This is a genomic window from Pseudomonas sp. HMSC067G02 (assembly GCF_001813485.1).
Lineage (GTDB): Bacteria > Pseudomonadota > Gammaproteobacteria > Pseudomonadales > Pseudomonadaceae > Pseudomonas > Pseudomonas aeruginosa.
Map to the genome: position 1 here is coordinate 115,474 of NZ_KV812729.1, position 20,422 is coordinate 135,895.

Annotated in this window: 14 protein-coding genes; 11 read left to right on the forward strand and 3 right to left on the reverse strand. The window is 68.2% G+C overall.

The features are described 5' to 3' along the window. Positions 1-123 precede the first annotated feature (123 nt). The 10 genes from pilG (at position 124) to HMPREF2914_RS29450 (ending at position 15,058) form a co-directional block, all read left to right on the forward strand. Positions 124-531: a twitching motility response regulator PilG gene (pilG, locus tag HMPREF2914_RS29405; protein ID WP_003084583.1), complete on the forward strand. Its 408-nt coding sequence runs from the start codon at positions 124-126 to the stop codon at positions 529-531. Between the two features lie 46 nt (positions 532-577). Continuing rightward, complete coding sequence (pilH, locus tag HMPREF2914_RS29410; protein ID WP_003084587.1) at positions 578-943, forward strand: twitching motility response regulator PilH; 366 nt, start codon at positions 578-580, stop codon at positions 941-943. A 50-nt stretch (positions 944-993) separates the two neighbouring features. Continuing rightward, positions 994-1,530 carry a chemotaxis protein CheW gene (locus HMPREF2914_RS29415; RefSeq protein WP_003084590.1) on the forward strand — a complete coding sequence of 179 codons (537 nt, stop codon included), beginning with the start codon at positions 994-996 and terminating at the stop codon, positions 1,528-1,530. Between the two features lie 84 nt (positions 1,531-1,614). Next, positions 1,615-3,663 (forward strand): chemotaxis chemoreceptor PilJ, encoded by a 2,049-nt coding sequence (gene pilJ / locus HMPREF2914_RS29420; RefSeq protein WP_003084592.1) that lies wholly within the window; start codon positions 1,615-1,617, stop codon positions 3,661-3,663. A 60-nt stretch (positions 3,664-3,723) separates the two neighbouring features. After that, positions 3,724-4,599 carry a type 4 fimbrial methyltransferase PilK gene (gene pilK / locus HMPREF2914_RS29425; protein WP_003084594.1) on the forward strand — a complete coding sequence of 292 codons (876 nt, stop codon included), beginning with the start codon at positions 3,724-3,726 and terminating at the stop codon, positions 4,597-4,599. A gap of 11 nt (positions 4,600-4,610) precedes the next feature. Further along, a complete protein-coding gene (gene chpA, locus HMPREF2914_RS29430; protein ID WP_031692036.1) occupies positions 4,611-12,041 on the forward strand; it encodes a chemotaxis signal transduction system protein ChpA in 7,431 nt (2,476 codons plus the stop codon). Next, positions 12,034-13,065: a chemotaxis protein CheB gene (locus HMPREF2914_RS29435; RefSeq protein ID WP_003084598.1), complete on the forward strand. Its 1,032-nt coding sequence runs from the start codon at positions 12,034-12,036 to the stop codon at positions 13,063-13,065. The genes chpA and HMPREF2914_RS29435 overlap by 8 nt, the downstream gene beginning before the upstream one ends. Beyond that, complete coding sequence (locus HMPREF2914_RS29440) at positions 13,062-13,568, forward strand: chemotaxis protein CheW (protein ID WP_003084602.1); 507 nt, start codon at positions 13,062-13,064, stop codon at positions 13,566-13,568. The genes HMPREF2914_RS29435 and HMPREF2914_RS29440 overlap by 4 nt, the downstream gene beginning before the upstream one ends. 7 nt (positions 13,569-13,575) lie before the next feature. After that, the gene (locus tag HMPREF2914_RS29445; protein WP_003128976.1) at positions 13,576-14,370 is read left to right on the forward strand and encodes an AraC family transcriptional regulator; all 795 of its coding nucleotides are present in this window, start codon (positions 13,576-13,578) and stop codon (positions 14,368-14,370) included. 76 nt (positions 14,371-14,446) lie between these two features. Further along, complete coding sequence (locus HMPREF2914_RS29450) at positions 14,447-15,058, forward strand: LysE family translocator (protein ID WP_003084610.1); 612 nt, start codon at positions 14,447-14,449, stop codon at positions 15,056-15,058. A 7-nt stretch (positions 15,059-15,065) separates the two neighbouring features. On the opposite strand, the gene HMPREF2914_RS29455 is transcribed toward HMPREF2914_RS29450, so the two are convergent. From HMPREF2914_RS29455 to HMPREF2914_RS29465, 3 genes are all read right to left on the reverse strand, one after another. Further along, positions 15,066-16,481, reverse strand: a complete 1,416-nt coding sequence (locus tag HMPREF2914_RS29455; RefSeq protein ID WP_023874833.1) for a hypothetical protein — start codon at positions 16,479-16,481, stop codon at positions 15,066-15,068. A 34-nt stretch (positions 16,482-16,515) separates the two neighbouring features. Beyond that, entirely contained in the window at positions 16,516-17,238 is a 723-nt protein-coding gene (locus tag HMPREF2914_RS29460; protein ID WP_019484394.1) for a 16S rRNA (uracil(1498)-N(3))-methyltransferase, read from the reverse strand. Positions 17,239-17,330: 92 nt separating this feature from the next. Beyond that, positions 17,331-18,734, reverse strand: coding sequence for an adenosylmethionine--8-amino-7-oxononanoate transaminase (locus tag HMPREF2914_RS29465; protein ID WP_003117900.1), 1,404 nt, complete (start codon positions 18,732-18,734; stop codon positions 17,331-17,333). 173 nt (positions 18,735-18,907) lie between these two features. Between HMPREF2914_RS29465 and HMPREF2914_RS29470 the strand changes: the two genes are divergently transcribed. Next, positions 18,908-20,398 carry a flavin monoamine oxidase family protein gene (locus HMPREF2914_RS29470; protein WP_021263112.1) on the forward strand — a complete coding sequence of 497 codons (1,491 nt, stop codon included), beginning with the start codon at positions 18,908-18,910 and terminating at the stop codon, positions 20,396-20,398. Positions 20,399-20,422: the final 24 nt, after the last annotated feature.

The following is a 20,422-nucleotide window of genomic DNA, read 5'->3' on the forward strand; positions in this document are numbered from 1 at the left end:
GGATAGAGTTGCGTCGAGTGTGCTAAAAAGGCCCGCGATTGGGTCGCAGCCCGTCGGTGACAGGGCGTTAGCGCACTGAAGAAAACACAGAAGAATGATTCACCGAGTCGATATAGGGCGAACATGGAACAGCAATCCGACGGTTTGAAAGTGATGGTGATCGACGATTCGAAAACGATTCGTCGCACCGCCGAAACACTGCTGAAAAAGGTCGGTTGCGACGTGATCACGGCAATCGACGGCTTCGATGCCCTGGCGAAGATCGCCGATACCCATCCGAACATCATTTTCGTCGACATCATGATGCCGCGCCTGGATGGCTATCAGACCTGCGCCCTGATCAAGAACAACAGCGCGTTCAAGTCCACCCCGGTGATCATGCTGTCCTCCAAGGACGGCCTGTTCGACAAGGCCAAGGGGCGCATCGTCGGCTCCGACCAGTACCTCACCAAGCCGTTCAGCAAGGAAGAGCTGCTGGGCGCGATCAAGGCACACGTACCCAGCTTCACCCCGGTGGACGCCGTTTCCTGATATCCGGCCGCATGGCCGTTGATGCTTATTTCGTGATGGGGATCCCATGGCTCGTATTTTGATTGTTGATGACTCTCCGACCGAGATGTACAAGCTGACCGCCATGCTGGAAAAGCATGGTCACCAGGTACTCAAGGCCGAGAACGGCGGCGACGGCGTCGCCCTGGCCCGCCAGGAAAAGCCCGACGTGGTCCTGATGGACATCGTCATGCCCGGCCTCAACGGCTTCCAGGCGACCCGTCAATTGACCAAGGACGCCGAGACCAGCGCCATCCCGGTGATCATCGTCACCACCAAGGACCAGGAGACCGACAAGGTCTGGGGCAAGCGCCAGGGCGCTCGCGACTACCTGACCAAGCCGGTGGACGAAGAGACCCTGCTGAAAACCATCAATGCGGTGCTGGCGGGCTGAGCCCGTCGCAGCGCATCGCTCACCCTGACCCCGGAAAGACCAGGCCCCGCATGTCGGACGTTCAGACCCCCTTCCAGCTCCTCGTCGACATCGATCAGCGCTGCCGACGCCTGGCCGCCGGCCTGCCGGCCCAGCAGGAGGCGGTGCAGAGCTGGAGCGGGATCGGCTTCCGCATGGGCGGGCGGTTCTTCGTCGCCCCCATGGGGGAGGTCGGCGAAGTCCTGCACGAACCGCGCTACACCCAGCTGCCGGGCGTGAAGACCTGGGTCAAGGGGGTGGCCAACGTACGTGGCCGCCTGCTGCCGATCATGGACCTCTGCGGTTTCCTCGGCACCGAACTGTCGCCCTTGCGCAAGCAGCGGCGGGTGCTGGTGGTGGAGCACCTGGACGTGTTCGCCGGCCTCATCGTCGATGAGGTGTTCGGCATGCAGCACTTCCCGGTGGACACCTTCAGCGAACAGCTGCCGCCACTAGAAGCGGCACTGCAACCCTTCATTCATGGCGTCTTCCATCGAGAGCAGCCGTGGCTGGTGTTCAGCCCGCATGCGCTGGCGCAACACCAGGGCTTCCTCGACGTCGCCGTATAAACAGCTTCACCGGTTGGGCCGGTCTGCCGGCCCGTGTCGTGACATGGAAATCGTAATCGTGGTCGGTCCGGGCGGGGGCCAAATATGAAGAAAATCAACGCAGGCAATCTTTTCGCGGGCATGCGCAGCAGCTCGGTGATCGCGGGGCTGTTCATCGTCCTCATCGTCTCGATCGTGTTGCTGTTCGCCAACTTTGCCTACCTCAACACCCAGTCGAACCATGACAAGCAGTACATCGGCCATGCCGGCGAACTGCGCGTCCTGTCGCAGCGGATCGCGAAGAACGCCACCGAAGCGGCGGCGGGCAAGGGCGAGGCGTTCAAGCTCCTGAAGGATGCGCGCAACGACTTCGAGAAACGCTGGAACATCCTGGTCAACGGCGACGAGAGCACATCCCTGCCGCCCAGCCCCGAAGCGGTGAAGCCGCAGATGGACGTGGTGCAGCAGGACTGGGACGGCCTGCGCAAGAACGCCGACTCCATCCTCGCCAGCGAACAGACCGTACTGTCCCTGCACCAGGTGGCCTCGACCCTCGCCGAAACCATCCCGCAGCTGCAGGTGGAATACGAAGAGGTGGTCGACATCCTGCTGGAGAACGGTGCCCCGGCCGACCAGGTCGCGGTCGCCCAGCGCCAGTCGCTGCTCGCCGAACGTATCCTCGGCTCGGTGAACAAGGTGCTGGCCGGCGACGAGAACTCGGTGCAGGCCGCCGACAGCTTCGGCCGCGACGCCAGCCTGTTCGGCCGCGTACTGAAGGGCATGCAGGAAGGCAACGCGGCGATGAGCATCTCCAAGGTGACCAACGCCGAGGCGGTGGATCGCCTGAACGAGATCGCCGAACTCTTCGAGTTCGTCTCCGGTTCGGTGGACGAGATCCTCGAGACCTCGCCCGACCTGTTCCAGGTCCGGGAAGCGGCGAACAACATCTTCAGCGTTTCGCAGACCCTGCTGGACAAAGCCTCGCAACTGGCCGACGGCTTCGAGAACCTGGCCGGCGGGCGTAGCATCAACCTGTTCGCCGGTTACGTCCTCGGCGCCCTGGCCCTGGCCTCGATCATCCTGATCGGCCTGGTGATGGTGCGCGAGACCAACCGCCGGCTGGCCGAGACCGCTGAGAAGAACGACCGCAACCAGGCCGCGATCCTGCGTCTGCTCGACGAGATCGCCGACCTCGCGGACGGCGACCTGACCGTGGCCGCGACCGTGACCGAGGACTTCACCGGCGCCATCGCCGACTCGATCAACTACTCCATCGACCAGCTCCGCGAACTGGTGGAGACCATCAACCAGACCGCCGTGCAGGTGGCCGCAGCGGCCCAGGAAACCCAGTCCACCGCGATGCACCTGGCCGAAGCCTCCGAGCACCAGGCGCAGGAAATCGCCGGCGCCTCGGCGGCGATCAACGAAATGGCGGTGTCGATCGACCAGGTATCGGCGAACGCCTCGGAATCCTCGGCGGTAGCGGAACGTTCGGTAGCCATTGCCAACAAGGGCAACGAGGTGGTGCACAACACCATCACCGGCATGGACAACATCCGCGAGCAGATCCAGGACACCTCGAAGCGAATCAAGCGCCTCGGCGAATCGTCCCAGGAGATCGGCGACATCGTCAGCCTGATCAACGACATCGCCGACCAGACCAACATCCTCGCCCTGAACGCCGCGATCCAGGCGTCGATGGCTGGGGACGCGGGCCGCGGCTTCGCCGTGGTAGCGGACGAGGTACAGCGACTGGCGGAACGTTCCTCGGCGGCGACCAAGCAGATCGAGGCGCTGGTGAAGACCATCCAGACCGACACCAACGAAGCGGTGATCTCGATGGAGCAGACCACCTCCGAGGTGGTCCGCGGCGCGCGCCTGGCCCAGGACGCCGGTGTGGCCCTGGAGGAGATCGAGAAGGTATCCAAGACCCTCGCGGCACTGATCCAGAACATCTCCAACGCCGCCCGTCAGCAGGCATCGTCGGCCGGCCACATTTCCAACACCATGAACGTCATTCAGGAGATCACCTCGCAGACCTCCGCCGGTACCACCGCCACCGCGCGGAGCATCGGCAACCTGGCGAAGATGGCGAGCGAGATGCGCAACTCGGTATCCGGCTTCAAACTGCCGGAGGGCGTGGAGCAGGCCTGAGCATAGGCGCGGCGGCCGCCTGGCGGGCGCCGCGTCGACACCTTGGACGAGGGGCACGGCATGCAGGCGAACGGCGTCTGGTCACTGCAGCCGCTGGCCGATATGTCGGCAGCGGAGTTCCGCGACTGGCAGGTCCTGTTGGAGAACCGCACCGGCGTGGTGCTCAACGAGCAGCGCCGGACGTTCCTGCAGGCCAGCCTGACCGCGCGCATGCGTGAACTGGGCATCGGCGACTACCACAGCTACTACCGCCAAGTGACCGACGGTCCGCGTGGCGCAGTGGAGTGGGCGACCCTGCTGGACCGCCTGACCGTCCAGGAAACCCGTTTTTTCCGTCATCCCCCGTCTTTCGAGCTGCTCGAGCGCTACCTGGGCGAGCGCCTGCGCCGCGAAGGCATGCCGCGGCCCTGGGCCCTGTGGAGCGTCGGCTGCTCCAGCGGCGAGGAACCCTACTCGCTGGCGATGTGCGCCGCGCAGGCGTTGCGCGGGCAGGAACGGGAAGATTTTTTCGGCGTCACCGGGACGGATATCAGCCTTCACGCCCTGCAGCGGGCGCGGCAGGCGAACTATCCGGCCCGCAAGCTGGAGCAACTGGAGGCCGGACTGGTCGAACGCTATTGCGAACGCCAGGCCGACGGCAGCTTCAGCGTGAAAACGATACTGACCGAGCGCGTCTGCTGCGCCCGGCTGAATGTGCTGGACCTGGCGAAGGCGCCCTGGTCCGGCATGGACGTGATTTTTTGTCAGAACCTGCTGATCTACTTCCGTCGCTGGCGACGGCGCGAGATCCTCAACCGGTTGGCCGAACGGCTGGCGCCGGGAGGCTTGCTGGTGATCGGGGTCGGCGAAGTGGTCGACTGGAGCCATCCGGAGCTCGAGCCGGTCGCCGACGAGCGGGTCCTGGCCTTTACCCGTAAGGGGTACTCAGGCACATGAATGGAGTGGCTATGGGTGACCGGCACGACTACGTCGCTCTGGAATGGGTGAAAGGCGAGATCGCCGAAACCCTGAAACAGGCGCGCCAGGCGCTGGAAGCGTTCGTCGAGAACCCGCAGGACCCGACCCGCATGCGGTTCTGCCTGACCTACGTGCACCAGGTGCAGGGCACCCTGCAGATGGTCGAGTTCTACGGCGCGGCCCTGCTCGCCGAGGAAATGGAGCAGTTGGTCCAGGCCTTGCTGGACGGTCGCGTGCCGAACCAGGGCGAGGCCCTGGAAGTGCTGATGCAGGCGATCCTGCAACTGCCGGTCTACCTCGACCGGATCCAGACCGCCCGGCGCGACCTGCCGATGGTGGTCCTGCCGCTGCTCAACGACCTGCGCGCCGCGCGCGGCGAGAAGCTGCTCTCGGAAACCAGCCTGTTCGCGCCCGACCTGTCGCAGCGCCAGCCGCAACTGGACGGCGAGGCCATCGCGCAACTGCGCACCGACGAACTCGGCGGCTTGCTGCGCAAGCTGCGCCAGACCCAGCAGATGGCCCTGGTCGGCCTGCTGCGCAACCAGGACGTGGCGACCAGCCTCGGCTACCTGGCGCGTGTCTATGCGCGCCTGGAGGGCCTGTGCCGCGAGGCACCGCTGGGGCCGCTGTGGAGCATCGCTTCCGGCCTGGTCGAGGGCCTGGCCAACGGTAGCGTGGTCAACAGCGCCTCGGTGCGCACCCTGCTGCGCCAGCTCGACCGCGAACTCAAGCGCCTGGTCGAGCAGGGCGCCGACGGCCTGAACCAGGCCGCGCCGGACGAGCTGGTGAAGAACCTGCTGTTCTACGTGGCCAAGGCGCCTTCGCAGTCGCCGCGAATCCGCGCACTGAAGGAACAGTACCGCCTCGACGAGGCGCTGCCCGACCACGAGACGGTGGATGCCGAGCGCGCCCGCCTCGCCGGACCCGACCGCGACGCGATGCGTTCGGTGGTCGGTGCGTTGTGCGAGGAACTGGTGCGGATCAAGGACAGCCTCGACCTGTTCGTGCGCAGCGACCGTGGCCACCCCTCGGAACTGGACGCCCTCCTGGCGCCGCTCAAGCAGATCGCCGATACCCTGGCGGTACTCGGCTTCGGCCAACCGCGCAAGGTAATCCTCGACCAGTTGGACGTCATCCACGCCCTGGCCCAGGGCCGCCGCGAGCCGAGCGACGCGATCCTGATGGACGTCGCCGGCGCGTTGCTCTACGTCGAGGCCACCCTGGCCGGCATGGCCGGTCCCGGCGACGAGCGCAACAGCGAGGAAAGCCGCCTGCCCACCACCGATGTGGCGCAAATCCACCAGTTGGTGATCAAGGAAGCGCGCAACGGTCTGGAGCAGGCCAAGGACGCGATCATCGAGTTCATCGCCTCGCAGTGGAACCACGAGCACCTGGCCCGCGTGCCGGAGCTGCTGACCCAAGTCCGCGGCGGCCTGGCGATGATCCCGCTGGAGCGCGCCGCGACCCTGCTGGAAACCTGCAACCGCTATATCCAGGAACAGCTGCTGGCGCGCAAGGCGGTGCCGGACTGGCAGAGCCTGGATACCCTGGCCGATGCCATCACCAGCGTCGAGTATTACCTGGAGCGCCTGAGCGAGGACCATGCCAGCCAGAGCGACCTGATCCTCGACGTCGCCGAGGACAGCCTGGCGAACCTCGGCTATACGCTGAAACCGAATTCGTCGGCCCCGGCCGAGCCCGGCCTGTCCGGGCCCGCTGCCATCGAGTCCCCGGCTGCCGAGCCGGTGAGGCCGGAGGCGGTCGTCGAGGTCGCCGAGACAGCGGAGCAACCGCCCGCCGACACGGCTCCTGCCGAGGCGGCGAGGGAAGATGCCCCGCTGCTGGCCAGCGACGACAACTGGACCCTTGGCGAAGTCGCGCCCGACGCCGGCGAGCCGTCCCTCGACCTGGCCCTGGACCTGCCGCTGGACGATTCCGCCGAAGTGCCGCCGGCGTTGCCGGAGGTGGTCGAGGAGAGCGGCCAGCCGCAGTCGACCCCGGCGCCTGCCCGCAGCTTGGACGATTTCAGCCTCGACGAGATCGATCTCTCCGGCCTCGACCTGCCCGCCGATGCGGCCCCGGCCTCCGGGCCGGCGGCCCTGGCGGACTGGTCGCTGCCGGAGCAGTGGGGGCTCGGCGATGACCTGGCGCAGCCGGCGCAGGCCGACGAGACGTTGGATCTGAGCCTGGAGGAGCCGGCGCTGTCCTTCGACGCACCGCTGGAAAGCCTCGAGCCGTTGCCGGCGCTGGAGCCTTTCGACGGCTCCGCTGAACAGGAGCTGGTTCTCGATGCGCTCGATCCGCTGCCGCTGGATGTAGCCTTGCCGGAGGTGGAGGGCGAGGTGTCCGCCTGGGAGGGCTCGAGCCTGGAGGAACTGGATCTTTCCGACCTCGATCTCCCCGAGGTGCAATTGCCCGAGGCCGAGGCGCCGCCTGCCGCCGAGGCGCTCGCCAGCGCAGCGCCGGCCCTGTCTCTGGCCGAGGTGATGGCTGCGCCGGTGCAGCCGATCAACCCGCCGGCGCAGAACGTTCCGGTCAGCCTGCTGCCGCCGCCGGCCGACGAGGAGCCGGTGGACGAGGAACTGCGCGAGGTCTTCATCGAGGAGGCCGGCGAGGTCCTGGAGACCATCGGCCGCTACCTGCCGGCCTGGAAAGCCGACCACGACGACCGCGACGCGCTGACCGAGGTACGCCGTGCCTTCCATACCCTCAAGGGCAGCGGACGGATGGTCCGTGCCCTGGTGATCGGCGAACTGGCCTGGTCGATAGAGAACCTGTTCAACCGCGTGCTCGATCGCAGCATCGCCGCCAGCGAGCCGGTGCAGCGAGTGGTGGACCAGGTCGTGGCCCTGTTGCCGGAGCTGGTCGAGGAGTTCGCCGCCAATGCCCAGCGCCAGCGCGACGATGTCGACCTGCTGGCGGCCACCGCGCATGCCCTGGCCAAGGGCGAGCCGCTGCCGGAACCGCCGGCGCCGGACGACGGCGGAGTACCGCCGGAGGCCGGGGCGGAGCAGCCGCCGAGCCTGGAGAACGGCGTCCAGGCGCCGCCATTGGCCGACGCGCCGCAGGCCGCTGCCGAGGCGCAGAGCGACGTCGAACTGCTCGATCCGCAACTGCTGGAGATCTTCACCAACGAGGCGGAGACCCATCTCGAGGCCCTGGTCGGCTTCCTCGCCGACTGCGCCCGCGAACTGCCGCAGCCGGTCACCGATGCCTTGCAGCGTGCCCTGCATACCCTCAAGGGCAGCGCGCACATGGCCGGCATCCTGCCGATCGCGGAGATCGCCACGCCGCTGGAAAAACTGGTCAAGGAATACAAGTCCAACCTGCTCGCCTTCGACCTGCGCGAAGCCGAGTTGCTGCACGACGCCGAGCAACTGTTCCGCATCGGCCTGGAACAGGTCGGTGCGCACCGGCCGTTGAACCCGATCCCCGGCAGCGATGCGCTGCTGGAGCGTATCGAGGCACTGCACCAGGAGCGCATCGCCTCGCTCGAGGCCGAGCGCTACAGCGATGCCGGCGAGCGCCGCGATCCGTTGCTGATCGAGGCGTTCCTCGTCGAAGGCATGGACATCCTGCTGGACGCCGAGGACTTGCTCGAGCGCTGGCACGAGCATCCGCAGGAGCGCCAGGAGCTGAGCGCGCTGCGCGAGGAACTCAGCGCTCTGGACCAGGGCGCCCGGCATGCCGAGCTGCCGCAGGTGGAAGAACTCTGCCAGGCCTTGCTGGCGCTCTACGATGCCGTCGAGGAAGGCCGCCTGGCGGTCAGCCCGGCGTTCTTCGAGGAAGCCCGCCAGGCCCATGAGGCGCTGATCGGGATGATGGACCAGGTCGCCGCCGGCCTGCAGGTCACGCCGCGTCCGGAGCGGGTCGCGGCCCTGCAGGAACTGTTGGAAGCGCCCGCCGCCGAGGCCGTTCCGTTCATCGACCCGGAGAGCCTCGGCGCCGACGATTTCCCCCCGGAAGACGAAGAGCTGGCCCTCCCCGAGGCGGTCTTCGAAGAGGCCGGGACGCCTGCCGAGGAGACCGTACCGGCAGCGCCTGCACCGGCTCCCGGCCGCGAGCTGGACGAGGAAATGGTGTCGATCTTCCTCGAAGAGGCGGTGGACATCCTCGAAAGCGCCGGCCAGGCACTGGCCCAATGGCAGGCCGAGCCGGGCGCGCTGTCTTCGCTCAGCGCCCTGCAGCGCGACCTGCACACCCTCAAGGGCGGCGCACGAATGGCCGAGATCGCCGAGATCGGCGACCTGGCCCACGAGCTGGAGGCCCTCTACGAAGGACTGGTCGACCGCCGTTACCAGCACTCCCCGCAACTGGCCGGATTGCTGCAAGCCTGTCACGACCGCCTGGCCGAACAGCTCGACCAGTTGAGCGCCGGCCAGCCCCTGGCCGACCCGCACGACCTTATCCAGGCGATCCGCCGGTTCCGCCAGGGCCCTCTGGCCGAGGCCGCGACACCGGGCGAGGCGGAAAGCCCCGTCGAGGAACTCGTTGCACCGGCCGTCGAGGTGCCCGCCGCGCCTGCCGCGACGCAGCCGCCCGCTGCGGAGGCGTTCGAAGAGCGCGATCCCGAACTGGTGGAGATCTTCCTCGAGGAAGGCTTCGATATCCTCGACAGCGCTGCCGCCGCGTTGCAGCGCTGGATCGACGACGTCGACAACACCATCGAACTGGAAGCCTTGCAGCGCGACCTGCATACCCTCAAGGGCGGTGCGCGGATGGCCGAGATCGGCGAGATCGGCGACCTCGCCCATGAGCTTGAATTCCTCTACGAAGGCCTCTGCGGCGGACGCCTGCGCGCCAGCCCGGCCTTGTTCGGCCTGCTGCAGCGCTGCCACGACGAGCTGGCCGAGATGCTCGAGGCGGTGCGTGGCCATCGCACGCTGCCCGACGGGCAGGCGCTGATCGCGGAGATCAGGCGCCTGCGCAGCGATCCCGACGAGCAACTGAGCGTACCCACCAGCGTCAGCCTCAAGCCGCTGGCGGCGAAGGGTGCGGCGGCCGACGAGAGCGAGATCCTCGACATCTTCCTCGAGGAAGCCGACGACCTGCTGGAGAACCTCGAACTGGCGCTCGGCCGCTGGGACGGCGGCAACGGCGACGCCCAGCCGCTGGACGACCTGCTGCGGATCCTGCACACCCTCAAGGGCGGCGCGCGCCTGGCCGGGCAGACCGAGCTGGGCAACCTGGCCCACGACCTCGAGCAGCATCTCACCGATGCGCAGCAACAGGGCGCGCCGTGGCCGGACAGCCTGCTGCTGGATGCGCAGTCGGGGCTGGAAGGCCTGCAGCGGCAGGTCGACCTGTTGCGCGAGCGGCTGGCCGAGGACGACGAGGCCGGTGAACGGCCCGAGCCCGCCCAGGCGCTGGTCCAGGCCGACGATACCGACCGCGCGGTGGCCTCCGCGCTGGCCGAGCTGACCCGCCTGGCCCCGGCGGCCGGCGCGATCATGGCGGCCGAGGCGGCGCCTCCGGCTGCCCCGGCCACCACCCTGCCGTTCGTGCGCAAGGCCCAGGAGGCGGCCCAGGAGGCCGCTTCCCGGCGTGCCCCGCAGGAACTGGTGAAGGTGCCGGCGGAACTGCTGGAGAACCTGGTCAACCTGGCGGGCGAGACCTCGATCTTCCGCGGCCGGGTCGAGCAGCAGGTGAGCGACGTCGGCTTCACCCTCGGCGAGATGGAGTCCACCATCGAGCGGGTGCGCGACCAGTTGCGCCGCCTCGACACCGAGACCCAGGCGCAGATCCTCTCGCGTCACCAGGCCGATGCCGAACGCGCCGGCTACGAAGAATTCGACCCGCTGGAAATGGACCGCTATTCGCAGTTGCAGCAGCTCTCGCGCGCACTCTTCGAATCGGCCTCCGACCTTCTCGACCTGAAGGAAACCCTGGCGGCGAAGAACCGCGACGCGGAGACCCTGCTGCTGCAACAGGCGCGGGTCAACACCGAACTCCAGGAAGGCCTGATGCGCACCCGCATGGTGCCGTTCGATCGGCTGGTACCGCGTTTGCGGCGGATCGTCCGGCAGGTGGCCGGCGAACTCGGCAAGCAGGTCGAGTTCGTGGTCGGCAACGCCGACGGCGAGATGGATCGTACCGTTCTCGAACGCATCGTCGCACCGCTGGAGCACATGCTGCGCAACGCCGTGGACCACGGCATCGAGTCCGGCGAGACGCGCCGCGCGGCGGGCAAGCCGGAGCACGGTACGATCCGCCTGAACATCGGCCGCGAGGGCGGCGACATCCTCCTCACCCTCTCCGACGACGGTGCCGGCATCCGCCTCGACGCGGTACGGCGCAAGGCCATCGAGCGTGGCCTGATGAGCTCCGACAGCGACCTCAGCGATCGTGAAGTGCTGCAGTTCGTGCTCGAGTCCGGTTTCTCCACCGCCGAAAAGGTCACCCAGATCTCCGGGCGCGGCGTCGGCCTCGACGTGGCCAACTCCGAGGTCAAGCAGCTCGGCGGCTCGGTGAGCATCCAGACCGAGCCGGGCCAGGGCACCCGCTTCAACGTGCGGCTGCCGTTCACCGTGTCGGTGAACCGGGCGCTGATGGTGCTATCCGGCGAGGATCTCTACGCGGTGCCGCTGAACACCATCGAGGGTATCGTGCGGGTTTCGCCCTACGAACTGGAGGCGCTCTACGACCAGCGCGGCGAGGCGGGGCTGGATACGCCCAGCTTCGAATACGCCGGGCAGTCCTACGAACTGAAGTATCTCGGCGAGCTGCTGAACAACGGCCAGGAACCCAAGCTGGTCGGCCAGTCGCTGCCCTTGCCGGTGATCCTGGTGCGCTCCTCGGAGCATGCGGTGGCGGTGCAGGTCGACTCGCTGGCCGGTTCCCGCGAGATCGTGGTGAAGAGCCTCGGACCGCAGTTCGCCGGGGTCGCCGGGATTTCCGGGGCGACCCTGCTCGGCGATGGCCGGGTGGTGGTGATCCTCGACCTGCTGGCGACCATCCGCTCCCGGCACGCGCTGCTCGGCCAGGAAAACCGTCGCGAACGCCTGGCGCTGCGCCAGGAAATGGCGGCGAGCGAAAGCGAGCAGCAGCGGCCGCCGCTGGTCATGGTGGTGGACGACTCGGTCACCGTGCGCAAGGTCACCACCCGCCTGCTGGAGCGCAACGGCATGAACGTGCTGACCGCGAAGGACGGCGTGGACGCCATCGCCCAGCTCCAGGAGCACCGTCCGGACATCCTCCTGCTGGACATCGAGATGCCGCGCATGGACGGTTTCGAGGTCGCCACCCTGGTGCGCCACGACGAGCGCCTGGGCAACCTGCCGATCATCATGATCACCTCGCGGACCGGCGAGAAACACCGCGAGCGCGCGCTGGGCATCGGCGTCAACCAGTACCTCGGCAAGCCTTACCAGGAAACCGAGCTGCTCGAAGCCATCCAGTCCCTGGTCGGCCAGCATGAGTGAGCGCGCCACGCCACGGGTCGCGGTGATCGCCGACACCTCGTTGCAGCGCCACGTGTTGCAACAGGCGCTGCTCGGCCATGGCTACGAGGTGGTGCTCAACGCCGACCCGGCCAGGGTCGACGACGCCGCGCTGGAGTGCGCGCCCGACCTGTGGCTGGTGGACCTGACCCAGCAGGACGACTCGCCGCTGCTGGACAGCCTGCTGGAGCAGGACCGTGCGCCGGTGCTGTTCGGCGAGGGCCACGCACCGGAGCGGCATACCGAACATTACCCGCGCTGGGAGCGGCGGCTGATCGGCAAGCTGAAGCGCTTGATCGGCGACCCCAGCGATGGCGTTGGCGACAGCCTCGGCGCATTGCTCGACGAGGAGCGTCCGCCGCGCCTGGAGATTCCCGGCGACCTCGCGGCGATGCCGCTGCAGGCCGGCGAAGCGGCCCGCGAGGTGTGGCTGCTGGCGGCCTCGCTCGGCGGCCCGGCGGCGGTGAAGGCATTTCTCGACGCCTTGCCCGGCGGCCTGCCGATCGGCTTCCTCTATGCCCAGCACATCGACGCCAGCTTCGAGCAGAACCTGCCGCAGGCAGTCGGCCGGCACAGCCAGTGGCATGTGAAGAACGTCCGCGACGGCGAAGCGCTGCGTTGCGGCGAGGTCATGGTGGTGCCGGTGCTGCACGAACTCGGTTTCCACCACGACGGGCGGCTGAAATGCAGCCAGCGTCCCTGGCCGGAACCCTACACCCCGTCCATCGACCAGATGATGCTCAACCTGGCCCAGCAGTTCGGGCCCGACTGCGGGGTGATCGTCTTCAGCGGCATGGGTAGCGACGGCAGCGCCGCTGCCGCCTACGTGCGGCGCCAGGGTGGCGAGGTATGGACCCAGCGCGCCGACAGTTGCGTCTGTTCGAGCATGCCGGACAGCTTGCGCGAAGCCGGTTACAGCAGTTTCAATGCCAGCCCCCGCGAACTGGCCGAGGCATTGGTCAAGCATCTGGCCGCACGCTGCGCGCCGACAGGAGTCGAAACATGAACCAGGCCGTGATCGAGCAGGATGGCATGAGCCGGAACACCCCAGCCAACCCGACCCCGGACAGCCTCACCGGGCTGCTCCTGCCGCTGAGCGACCGCACCCTGCTGTTGCCCAACGTCGCCGTGGCCGAACTGATCGCCTATCGCAACCCGCAGGTCGCCGCCGGCGTGCCGCAGTGGTACCTGGGCCAGGTGGCCTGGCGCGACCTGCGCCTGCCGCTGCTGTCCTTCGAGGCGGCCTCCAGCGGCGAACAGCAGCCGGTACTCGGCAGCAGCGCGCGGGTGGTGGTCATCAACGCCCTCGGCGGACGACCCCATGTGAAATTCCTCGCCCTGCTGGTGCAGGGCATTCCGCGCTCGGTGCGGCTGGACGCCAATCTCGCGAGCACCGCCGCGCCGCTGGCGGCGCTGGAACTGGCGGCGGTGGACATCGGCGGCGAAACCGCGCGGATTCCGGACCTGGCCGGGCTCGAAGAGAAGCTCGCCGACGCCGGCCTGATCTGAGCCGTCCATGGCCGGCCTGCAGCACGCGCGGATCGGCGCCTCCCTCGAGGTCGCCAGCGCCAGCCTGGCCGGGCACCGCTTCGAGAAGCACAGCCACGACGAGTTCGTCATCAGCGCCAACCTCTGCGGATTGGAAGATGTCTGGCTGGATGGCCGTACCTTCCAGGCCGACAGCGGCGACCTGACCCTCTACAACCCGGGGCAGATCCAGGGCGGCGGCGTCCGCGACGGCCAGCCCTGGCGCTTCGCCAGCCTCTATCTGCCTGCCGCCGAACTGGCGAGCAGCCTGGATCTTTCCTCCGTCGAGTTCGACCGCCCGCTGCTGCGCAATCCGGCGCTGGGCCGCGAGTTGGCCGCCAGCATCGAAGCCTTGCTGGCCAGCGACCGCTTCGCCCGCGAACGGGGCGAGGAGCGCCTGCTGGAGTTCCTCGGCCGCCTGCTGGCGGCGAGCGGCACCCGCCTGCCGCAGAGGGCCGATCCTGGGCGCCCGGCTGTCGCCCGCCTGCAGGCGCTGCTCGCCGAGCGCCTGGCCGAGCCGCCGGACCTGGATGGGATGGCGGAGCAGGTGGGCCTGTCGAAATACCACCTGCTGCGGGCGTTCAAGAAGGCCACCGGGCTCAGCCCGCGCCAGTGGAGCATGCAACTGCGCACCCGCCGCGCCCTCGGCCTGTTGCGCCGTGGCCTGGCGGTGGGCGAGGTGGCCCACGCCCTGGGCTTCGCCGACCAGAGCCACCTGACCCGTTACTTCACCAGCGCCTACGGCATTTCGCCGGGCCGCTACCAGCGCGCTGTGCGCGGCTGAACTGCGCAATCCGGTTCAAGTCCGCTTCGCTGCCGGCCGGGATAATCCGACGACCCACCCACGGAGTCGTCGTCCCATGCTCGCCATCTTCCTCGCGGCCTTGCTGTTCGGTTTCGCCTTCAATGTTTCTCCTGGCGCGGTGTTCAGCGAAACGCTGCGCCGTGGTTTGACCGGCGGCTTCCGCCCGGCGTTGCTGGTGCAACTGGGGTCGCTGATCGGCGATGCCGTCTGGGCCCTGCTCGGGCTCACCGGGCTGGCGCTGCTGCTGGGCTACGAACAGGTGCGGATTCCTCTGACCCTGGCCTGTGCCGCCTACCTGGCCTGGCTCGGCGTGCAAGGCTTGCGCGACGCCTGGAGTCCGCCGCTGGCGGCGGAGGATGCCGGCGAGCAGGGGCGCAACGCCTTCGGCGCCGGCGCGGCGATCTCCCTGTCCAACCCGAAGAACGTGGTCTATTGGGGCGCCCTCGGCAGCGCCCTGGCGGGGATCGTCGACGGCACGCCGAACCAGGCGCAGTCGCTGGTGTTCTTCGCCGGTTTCATGCTCTCGTCGCTGATCTGGTGCTTTTGCTGCGCGGCGCTGGTGGACTGGCTGCGGCGCAACACCTCGCTGTTCTGGCACCGCGTCAGCTACGCCGGTTGCGGCGTGCTCCTGCTCGGCCTGGCGGGACTGGCGCTGCGCGGGCTGTAGCCGCGCCTCAGGCCGGCGCCAGGCGCCGCCGCAGCAGGCGTTGGCGCAGGCTTTCGAACCTGCCGAGGTCGACATGCCGGGCATGGTCGCCGACGACGATCCGGCCGTCGGGCAGCTCCGCCCAGTGCTGTAGTCCGCCCTCCAGGTCCAGTTCGCCGTAGCGGATGCGCAGCGCCCGGCCGGATTCGAGGTGCCAGAGCTGGGCGAGGTCCCGCGAGCGATGCGGTTCCAGCCACGGCGCCAGGAGCAGCCAGCCTCCGTCCAGGGCCTGGAGCTTCAGGTAGGGGCCTTCGGCCAGGCCGTCCAGCGAGTGGCTGCGGATCTCGCCGCTGTCGAGCCGGCCTTCGCAGAGCGTTTCACGCTCCAGCCAGACGATGGTCCCGGGCGCCGCCGAGGTCGGTTGCGCCGGATCGGCGGGCAGATCCTTGCCGACGGGGAACGGCAGGGGCTGGATGCGTGCCTCGCGCCATTCGAAGAACTGCCCGCGGGAGAGCAGGCAGACGCGCTGGTCCGGAGTGGTGAAGACCGCCGGCGGATTCTCGATGGAGCGCCGCGCTTGCGGCACCTCGAAGAGCAACCGCGGTTCGTCGTTGCCCTGGGCGAAGCCCGGATAGAGGAAGAACAGGCCGCGGTCGGCCAGGAGCAGGTCGTCCCCGGCCAGGCCGATGGCAAGTTCCGGGGTGCGGCGTTGGCGCAACGACTGCGCCGGCGGCAGCGGCAAGGGCGGTAGTTCGGGCGTCAACGAGGCGAGGTCGCGGGAGCGATGCAGCCAGGCGTAGGGGCTTCCCGAACGGGTCATCCTGACCCAGGCGTGCAGGCCGTCCGCCGAACTGGCCCGGCAGAGCAACGCGCCCTGGGTTTCCTCCGCGCCATCGGGCAGGCGTTGCAGCCTGGGCCATTGGCGCAGGTCCAGCAGGTTGCGGCTGTCCTCGCCCGGCAGGCGGGCGATGGCCAGGCCGGGCGCCAGGTGCTCGGCGTGTTCGAGGCAGATGTAGGCCGAAGCCGGCGCCAGGCCGGCCGGCGCGGCGGCGGGGAGGGCCGCCCGGGCGCCCTCAGGGGCGTCTTCCTGGCGCAGCGTGCGGGCGTTGTGGCCCTGCGCTGCGAGCGCATCGAGGAGGCGCCGGCTGTGGGGAGCGCCGACCACGTACAGGTTCAGGCTGTCGTCTTCGTCCAGGCGCTCCACCAACGCCAGTCCCAGGGATTCCAGCTCCTGGCCGAGGGCTGGCAGGAAATCCTCGGGAAGGTCGTCGCGCAGGCGCTCCAGCAGTGTCTCCAGTGCGGCGGAGGCCAACTGCGGGAAGCGTCCGGCATAGTCTCGGCGGAGTACGCCGAGCACGTCGGGCAGGCGGATCTTCCAATCGAAGGTAACGGGCGTGTCCATGCGTGCGATCCGTTGCGAAGTGGGTTGCGCAACGGTATTCACTGGCTGTCGCCGTTGTAAAGCGGCGGGAGAGATATCAGGCGAAGTCGCCCCAGAGTTGCTGGGCCACTGCCAACGCCACCACCGGCGCGGTCTCGGTGCGCAGCACTCGCGGGCCGAGGCGCGCGGCGTGGAAACCGGCCGCCTGCGCCTGCTCCACCTCGGCATCGCTCAGGCCGCCTTCGGGACCCACCAGGAAGGCCAGGCGCGACGGCGGCGCATGGCTGGCCAGGGGGGCGGCTACTGGGTGCAGGACCAGCCTGAGGTCATCGTCCCGCCCGCGCAGCCAGTCCTCCAGGGCCAGCGGCGAATGGATCAGCGGCAGGCTCGAACGGCCGCACTGCTCGCAGGCGCTGATCGCCACCTGGCGCCAGTGTTGCAGGCGCTTGTCGGCGCGCTCGTCCTTCAGGCGCACTTCGCAACGCTCGCTGACGATCGGGGTGATTTCCGCCACCCCCAGCTCGGTGGCCTTCTGGATCGCCCAGTCCATCCGCTCGCCGCGCGACAGGCCTTGCCCCAGGTGGATACGCAGGGGCGAGTCGGGCTGGCCGGCGAACTGCTCGCGGAGTTCGACGCGGACATTCTTCTTGCCGACCTCGACCAGCTCGCCGAGGTATTCCCGGCCGCTGCCGTCGAACAGTTGCACGGCGTCGCCCGTGGCGTGCCGCAGCACGCGGCCGATGTAGTGGGCCTGGGTCTCGGGCAGGTCGTGCTGGCCGAGGGCGAGGGGCTGGTCGACGAAGAAGCGGGACAGGCGCATGGCGATTCGAGGGTAGTGGCGACAGGCGCGCAGTTTACTGCCTGCCGCGGGGCGCTGGAACCGGCCCCCTCGGGACGAAGGGGCGGCGACGTTCAGCCCGGATCGCGGTGGTCCGGGTGGAAGTCGCTGACCGCCACGCTGACCGCGTCGCGGGTGGCGATGTCGATGCCTTCGCTGGCCACCTCGGCGAGGAAGTCGATCTGCTCCGGGGTAATCACGTAGGGCGGCAGGAAATACACCACGCTGCCCAGCGGGCGCAGCAGCGCGCCGCGCTCCAGGCCATGCTGGAAGACCTTCAGGCCGCGGCGCTCCTGCCAGGGGTAGGGCGTCCTGGACGCCTTGTCCTGGACCATTTCGATGGCCAGGACCATCCCGGTCTGGCGCACCTCGGCGACATGCGGGTGGTCGGCCAGGTGCGCGGTGGCCCTGGCCATGTGGGTGGACAGCGCGCGGTTGGCCTCGATCACCTTGTCTTCCTCGAAGATGTCCAGGGTCGCCAGGGCGGCGGCGCAGGCCAGCGGGTTGCCGGTATAGGTGTGCGAGTGGAGGAAGGCGCGCAGGGTCTGGTAGTCGTCGTAGAAGCCCCGATAGACGGTCTCGCTGGTCAGCACCGCGGACATCGGCAGGTAGCCGCCGGTGAGGGCCTTGGACAGGCAGAGGAAATCCGGGGCGATGCCGGCCTGCTCGCAGGCGAACATCGTCCCGGTGCGGCCGAAGCCCACCGCGATCTCGTCGTGGATCAGGTGCACGCCATAGCGGTCGCAGGCTTCGCGCAGCAGCTTGAGGTAGACCGGATGGTACATGCGCATGCCGCCGGCGCCCTGGATCAGCGGTTCGACGATGACCGCGGCGATCTCGTCGTGCCCTTCGGCCAGGGTGCGCTCCATGTGGGCGAACATGTTCCGCGAATGTTCTTCCCAGCACATGCCGTCCGGACGCAGGAAGCAGTCCGGGCTGGGCACCTTGATGGTGTCCAGCAGCAGCGACTTGTAGGTTTCGGTGAACAGCGCCACGTCGCCCACCGACATCGCGGCGATGGTTTCGCCGTGGTAGCTGTTGGTCAGGGTGACGAAGCGCTTCTTGCGCGGCCTGCCGCTATTGAGCCAGAAGTGGTAGCTCATCTTCAGCGCGACCTCGATGCCCGCCGAGCCGCTGTCGGCGTAGAACACCCGGTCGAGCCCCGGCGGGGTGATCTTCACCAGTCGCTCCGACAGCTCGATCACCGGCTGGTGGCTGAATCCGGCGAGGATCACGTGCTCCAACTGGTCGACCTGGTCCTTGATGCGCTGGTTGATGCGCGGGTTGGCGTGGCCGAACACATTGACCCACCAGGAACTGACCGCGTCGATGTAGCGCTTGCCTTCGAAATCCTCCAGCCAGACGCCTTCGCCGCGGCGGATCGGGATCACCGGCAGGCGTTCGTGGTCTTTCATCTGGGTACAGGGATGCCAGAGTACGTTCAGGTCGCGCTGCATCCAGTCGGCGTTAAGGCCCATGGGCTGTCTCCTCGGATCGATCGGCAAAGCCTATGCAATGGGGGTGAGATGAACAACCCGGTGGGTTGGGACACATCCGACAGCAGCCGCCGACGGACTCCTATGGTGGCCCAAACGGCTCTGGCGTATGCTGCGCGCCGTTGCGTCTTTGCTTTTTTCCTGGGGAGTCCGGTATGTCGTTAAGGTGGCTGCGCGCCGCGGCGTTTCTCATGTTGGGGGTGTTCAGCGCGGTGGCGCTGGGCAAGGATAAACAGCCTACGGCGATCGTCGTCGGCGCGGGCCTGGCAGGCCTGAGCGCGGCCTACGAATTGCAGAAGAACGGCTGGCAGGTCACGGTGCTCGAGGCGCGGCCGCAGGTGGGCGGGCGTTCCGGCCTGGCCACCAGCGAATGGGTCGGCAACCAGAAGGTCCAGCCCACGCTCAATGCCTACCTGGACACCTTCAAGCTGAAGCCGGTGCCGGCGCCGGACTTCGTCCGCACCCCCAGCTACCTGATCGACGGCCTGTACTACAGCAGCAGCGATCTCGCGCTCAAGCAGCCGAACGTCGCCGCCGACCTCAAGCGCTTCGAGTCGACCCTGGACGATCTCTCGGCATCGATCTCCGATCCGCTCAACCCCGCCTCGAGCAATACCCTGTTCGCCCTCGACCAGATGAACGCCGCGCGCTGGCTGGACAAGCTGAACCTGTCGCCGACCGCGCGCCTGCTGGTCAACCAGCGTATCCGCTCGCGCTACGACGAACCGTCGCGCCTGTCGCTGCTCTACCTCGCCCAGCAGGGCCGCGCCTACCGTGGCGTCGATGACCGCGACCTGCGCGCGGCGCGCCTGCCCGGCGGCAGCCAGGTGCTGGCGGAAGCCTTCGTCAAGCAGATCAAGACGATCAAGACCAAATCCAAGGTGTCGAGCATCGTCCAGGCCAAGGACGGCGTCGCCGTCAAGGCCGGCAGCGAGACCTACAAGGCCGACTACGTGGTTCTCGCCGTGCCGCTGAAGGCGCTCGGCCAGATCCAGATGACCCCGTCCCTGAGCGGTACCCAGATGTCCGCGCTGAAGGGCACCAACTATGGCTGGCGCGACCAGATCCTGCTGAAGTTCAAGCGCCCGGTGTGGGACGACAAGTCGCGCCTCTCCGGCGAGATCTTCAGCGACCAGGGCCTGGGCATGATCTGGGTCGAGCCGGCGCTGAAAGGCGGCGCCAACGTGCTGATCAACCTGTCCGGCGACAACGCCCGCGTGCTGCAGGCTTTCGGCGACCGGCAGATGGTCGACCAGGTGCTGATCCGCATGAACAAGTTCTATCCGAAGATGCGCGGTGCCTTCGCCGGCTACGAAATTCGTCGCTACAGCGCCGACCCGGGCACCGGCGGTTCCTACCTGGCCTACGGTCCGGGCCAGGTGACGCGCTTCTGGCGGATCTGGGAACAGCCGCTGTCGCGGGTCGCCTTCGCCGGCGAGCACACCGATGCGCTGTACCCCGGCACCATCGAGGGGGCGCTGCGCAGCGGCAAGCGCGCCGCCAGCCAGGTGCGCGACCTGTACGCCGGCAAGACGCCGGTGATCGAGGGCGCGCCGATGGTGGCGAAGGCCGAGAAGGTAGCCGCACCGACGACCGGCGGCGAGAAGAAGAACCCGTTCGCCTGGTTCACCCGCCTGTTCGATTGATCCCCTTCGCCGGCGCCGGAAGCT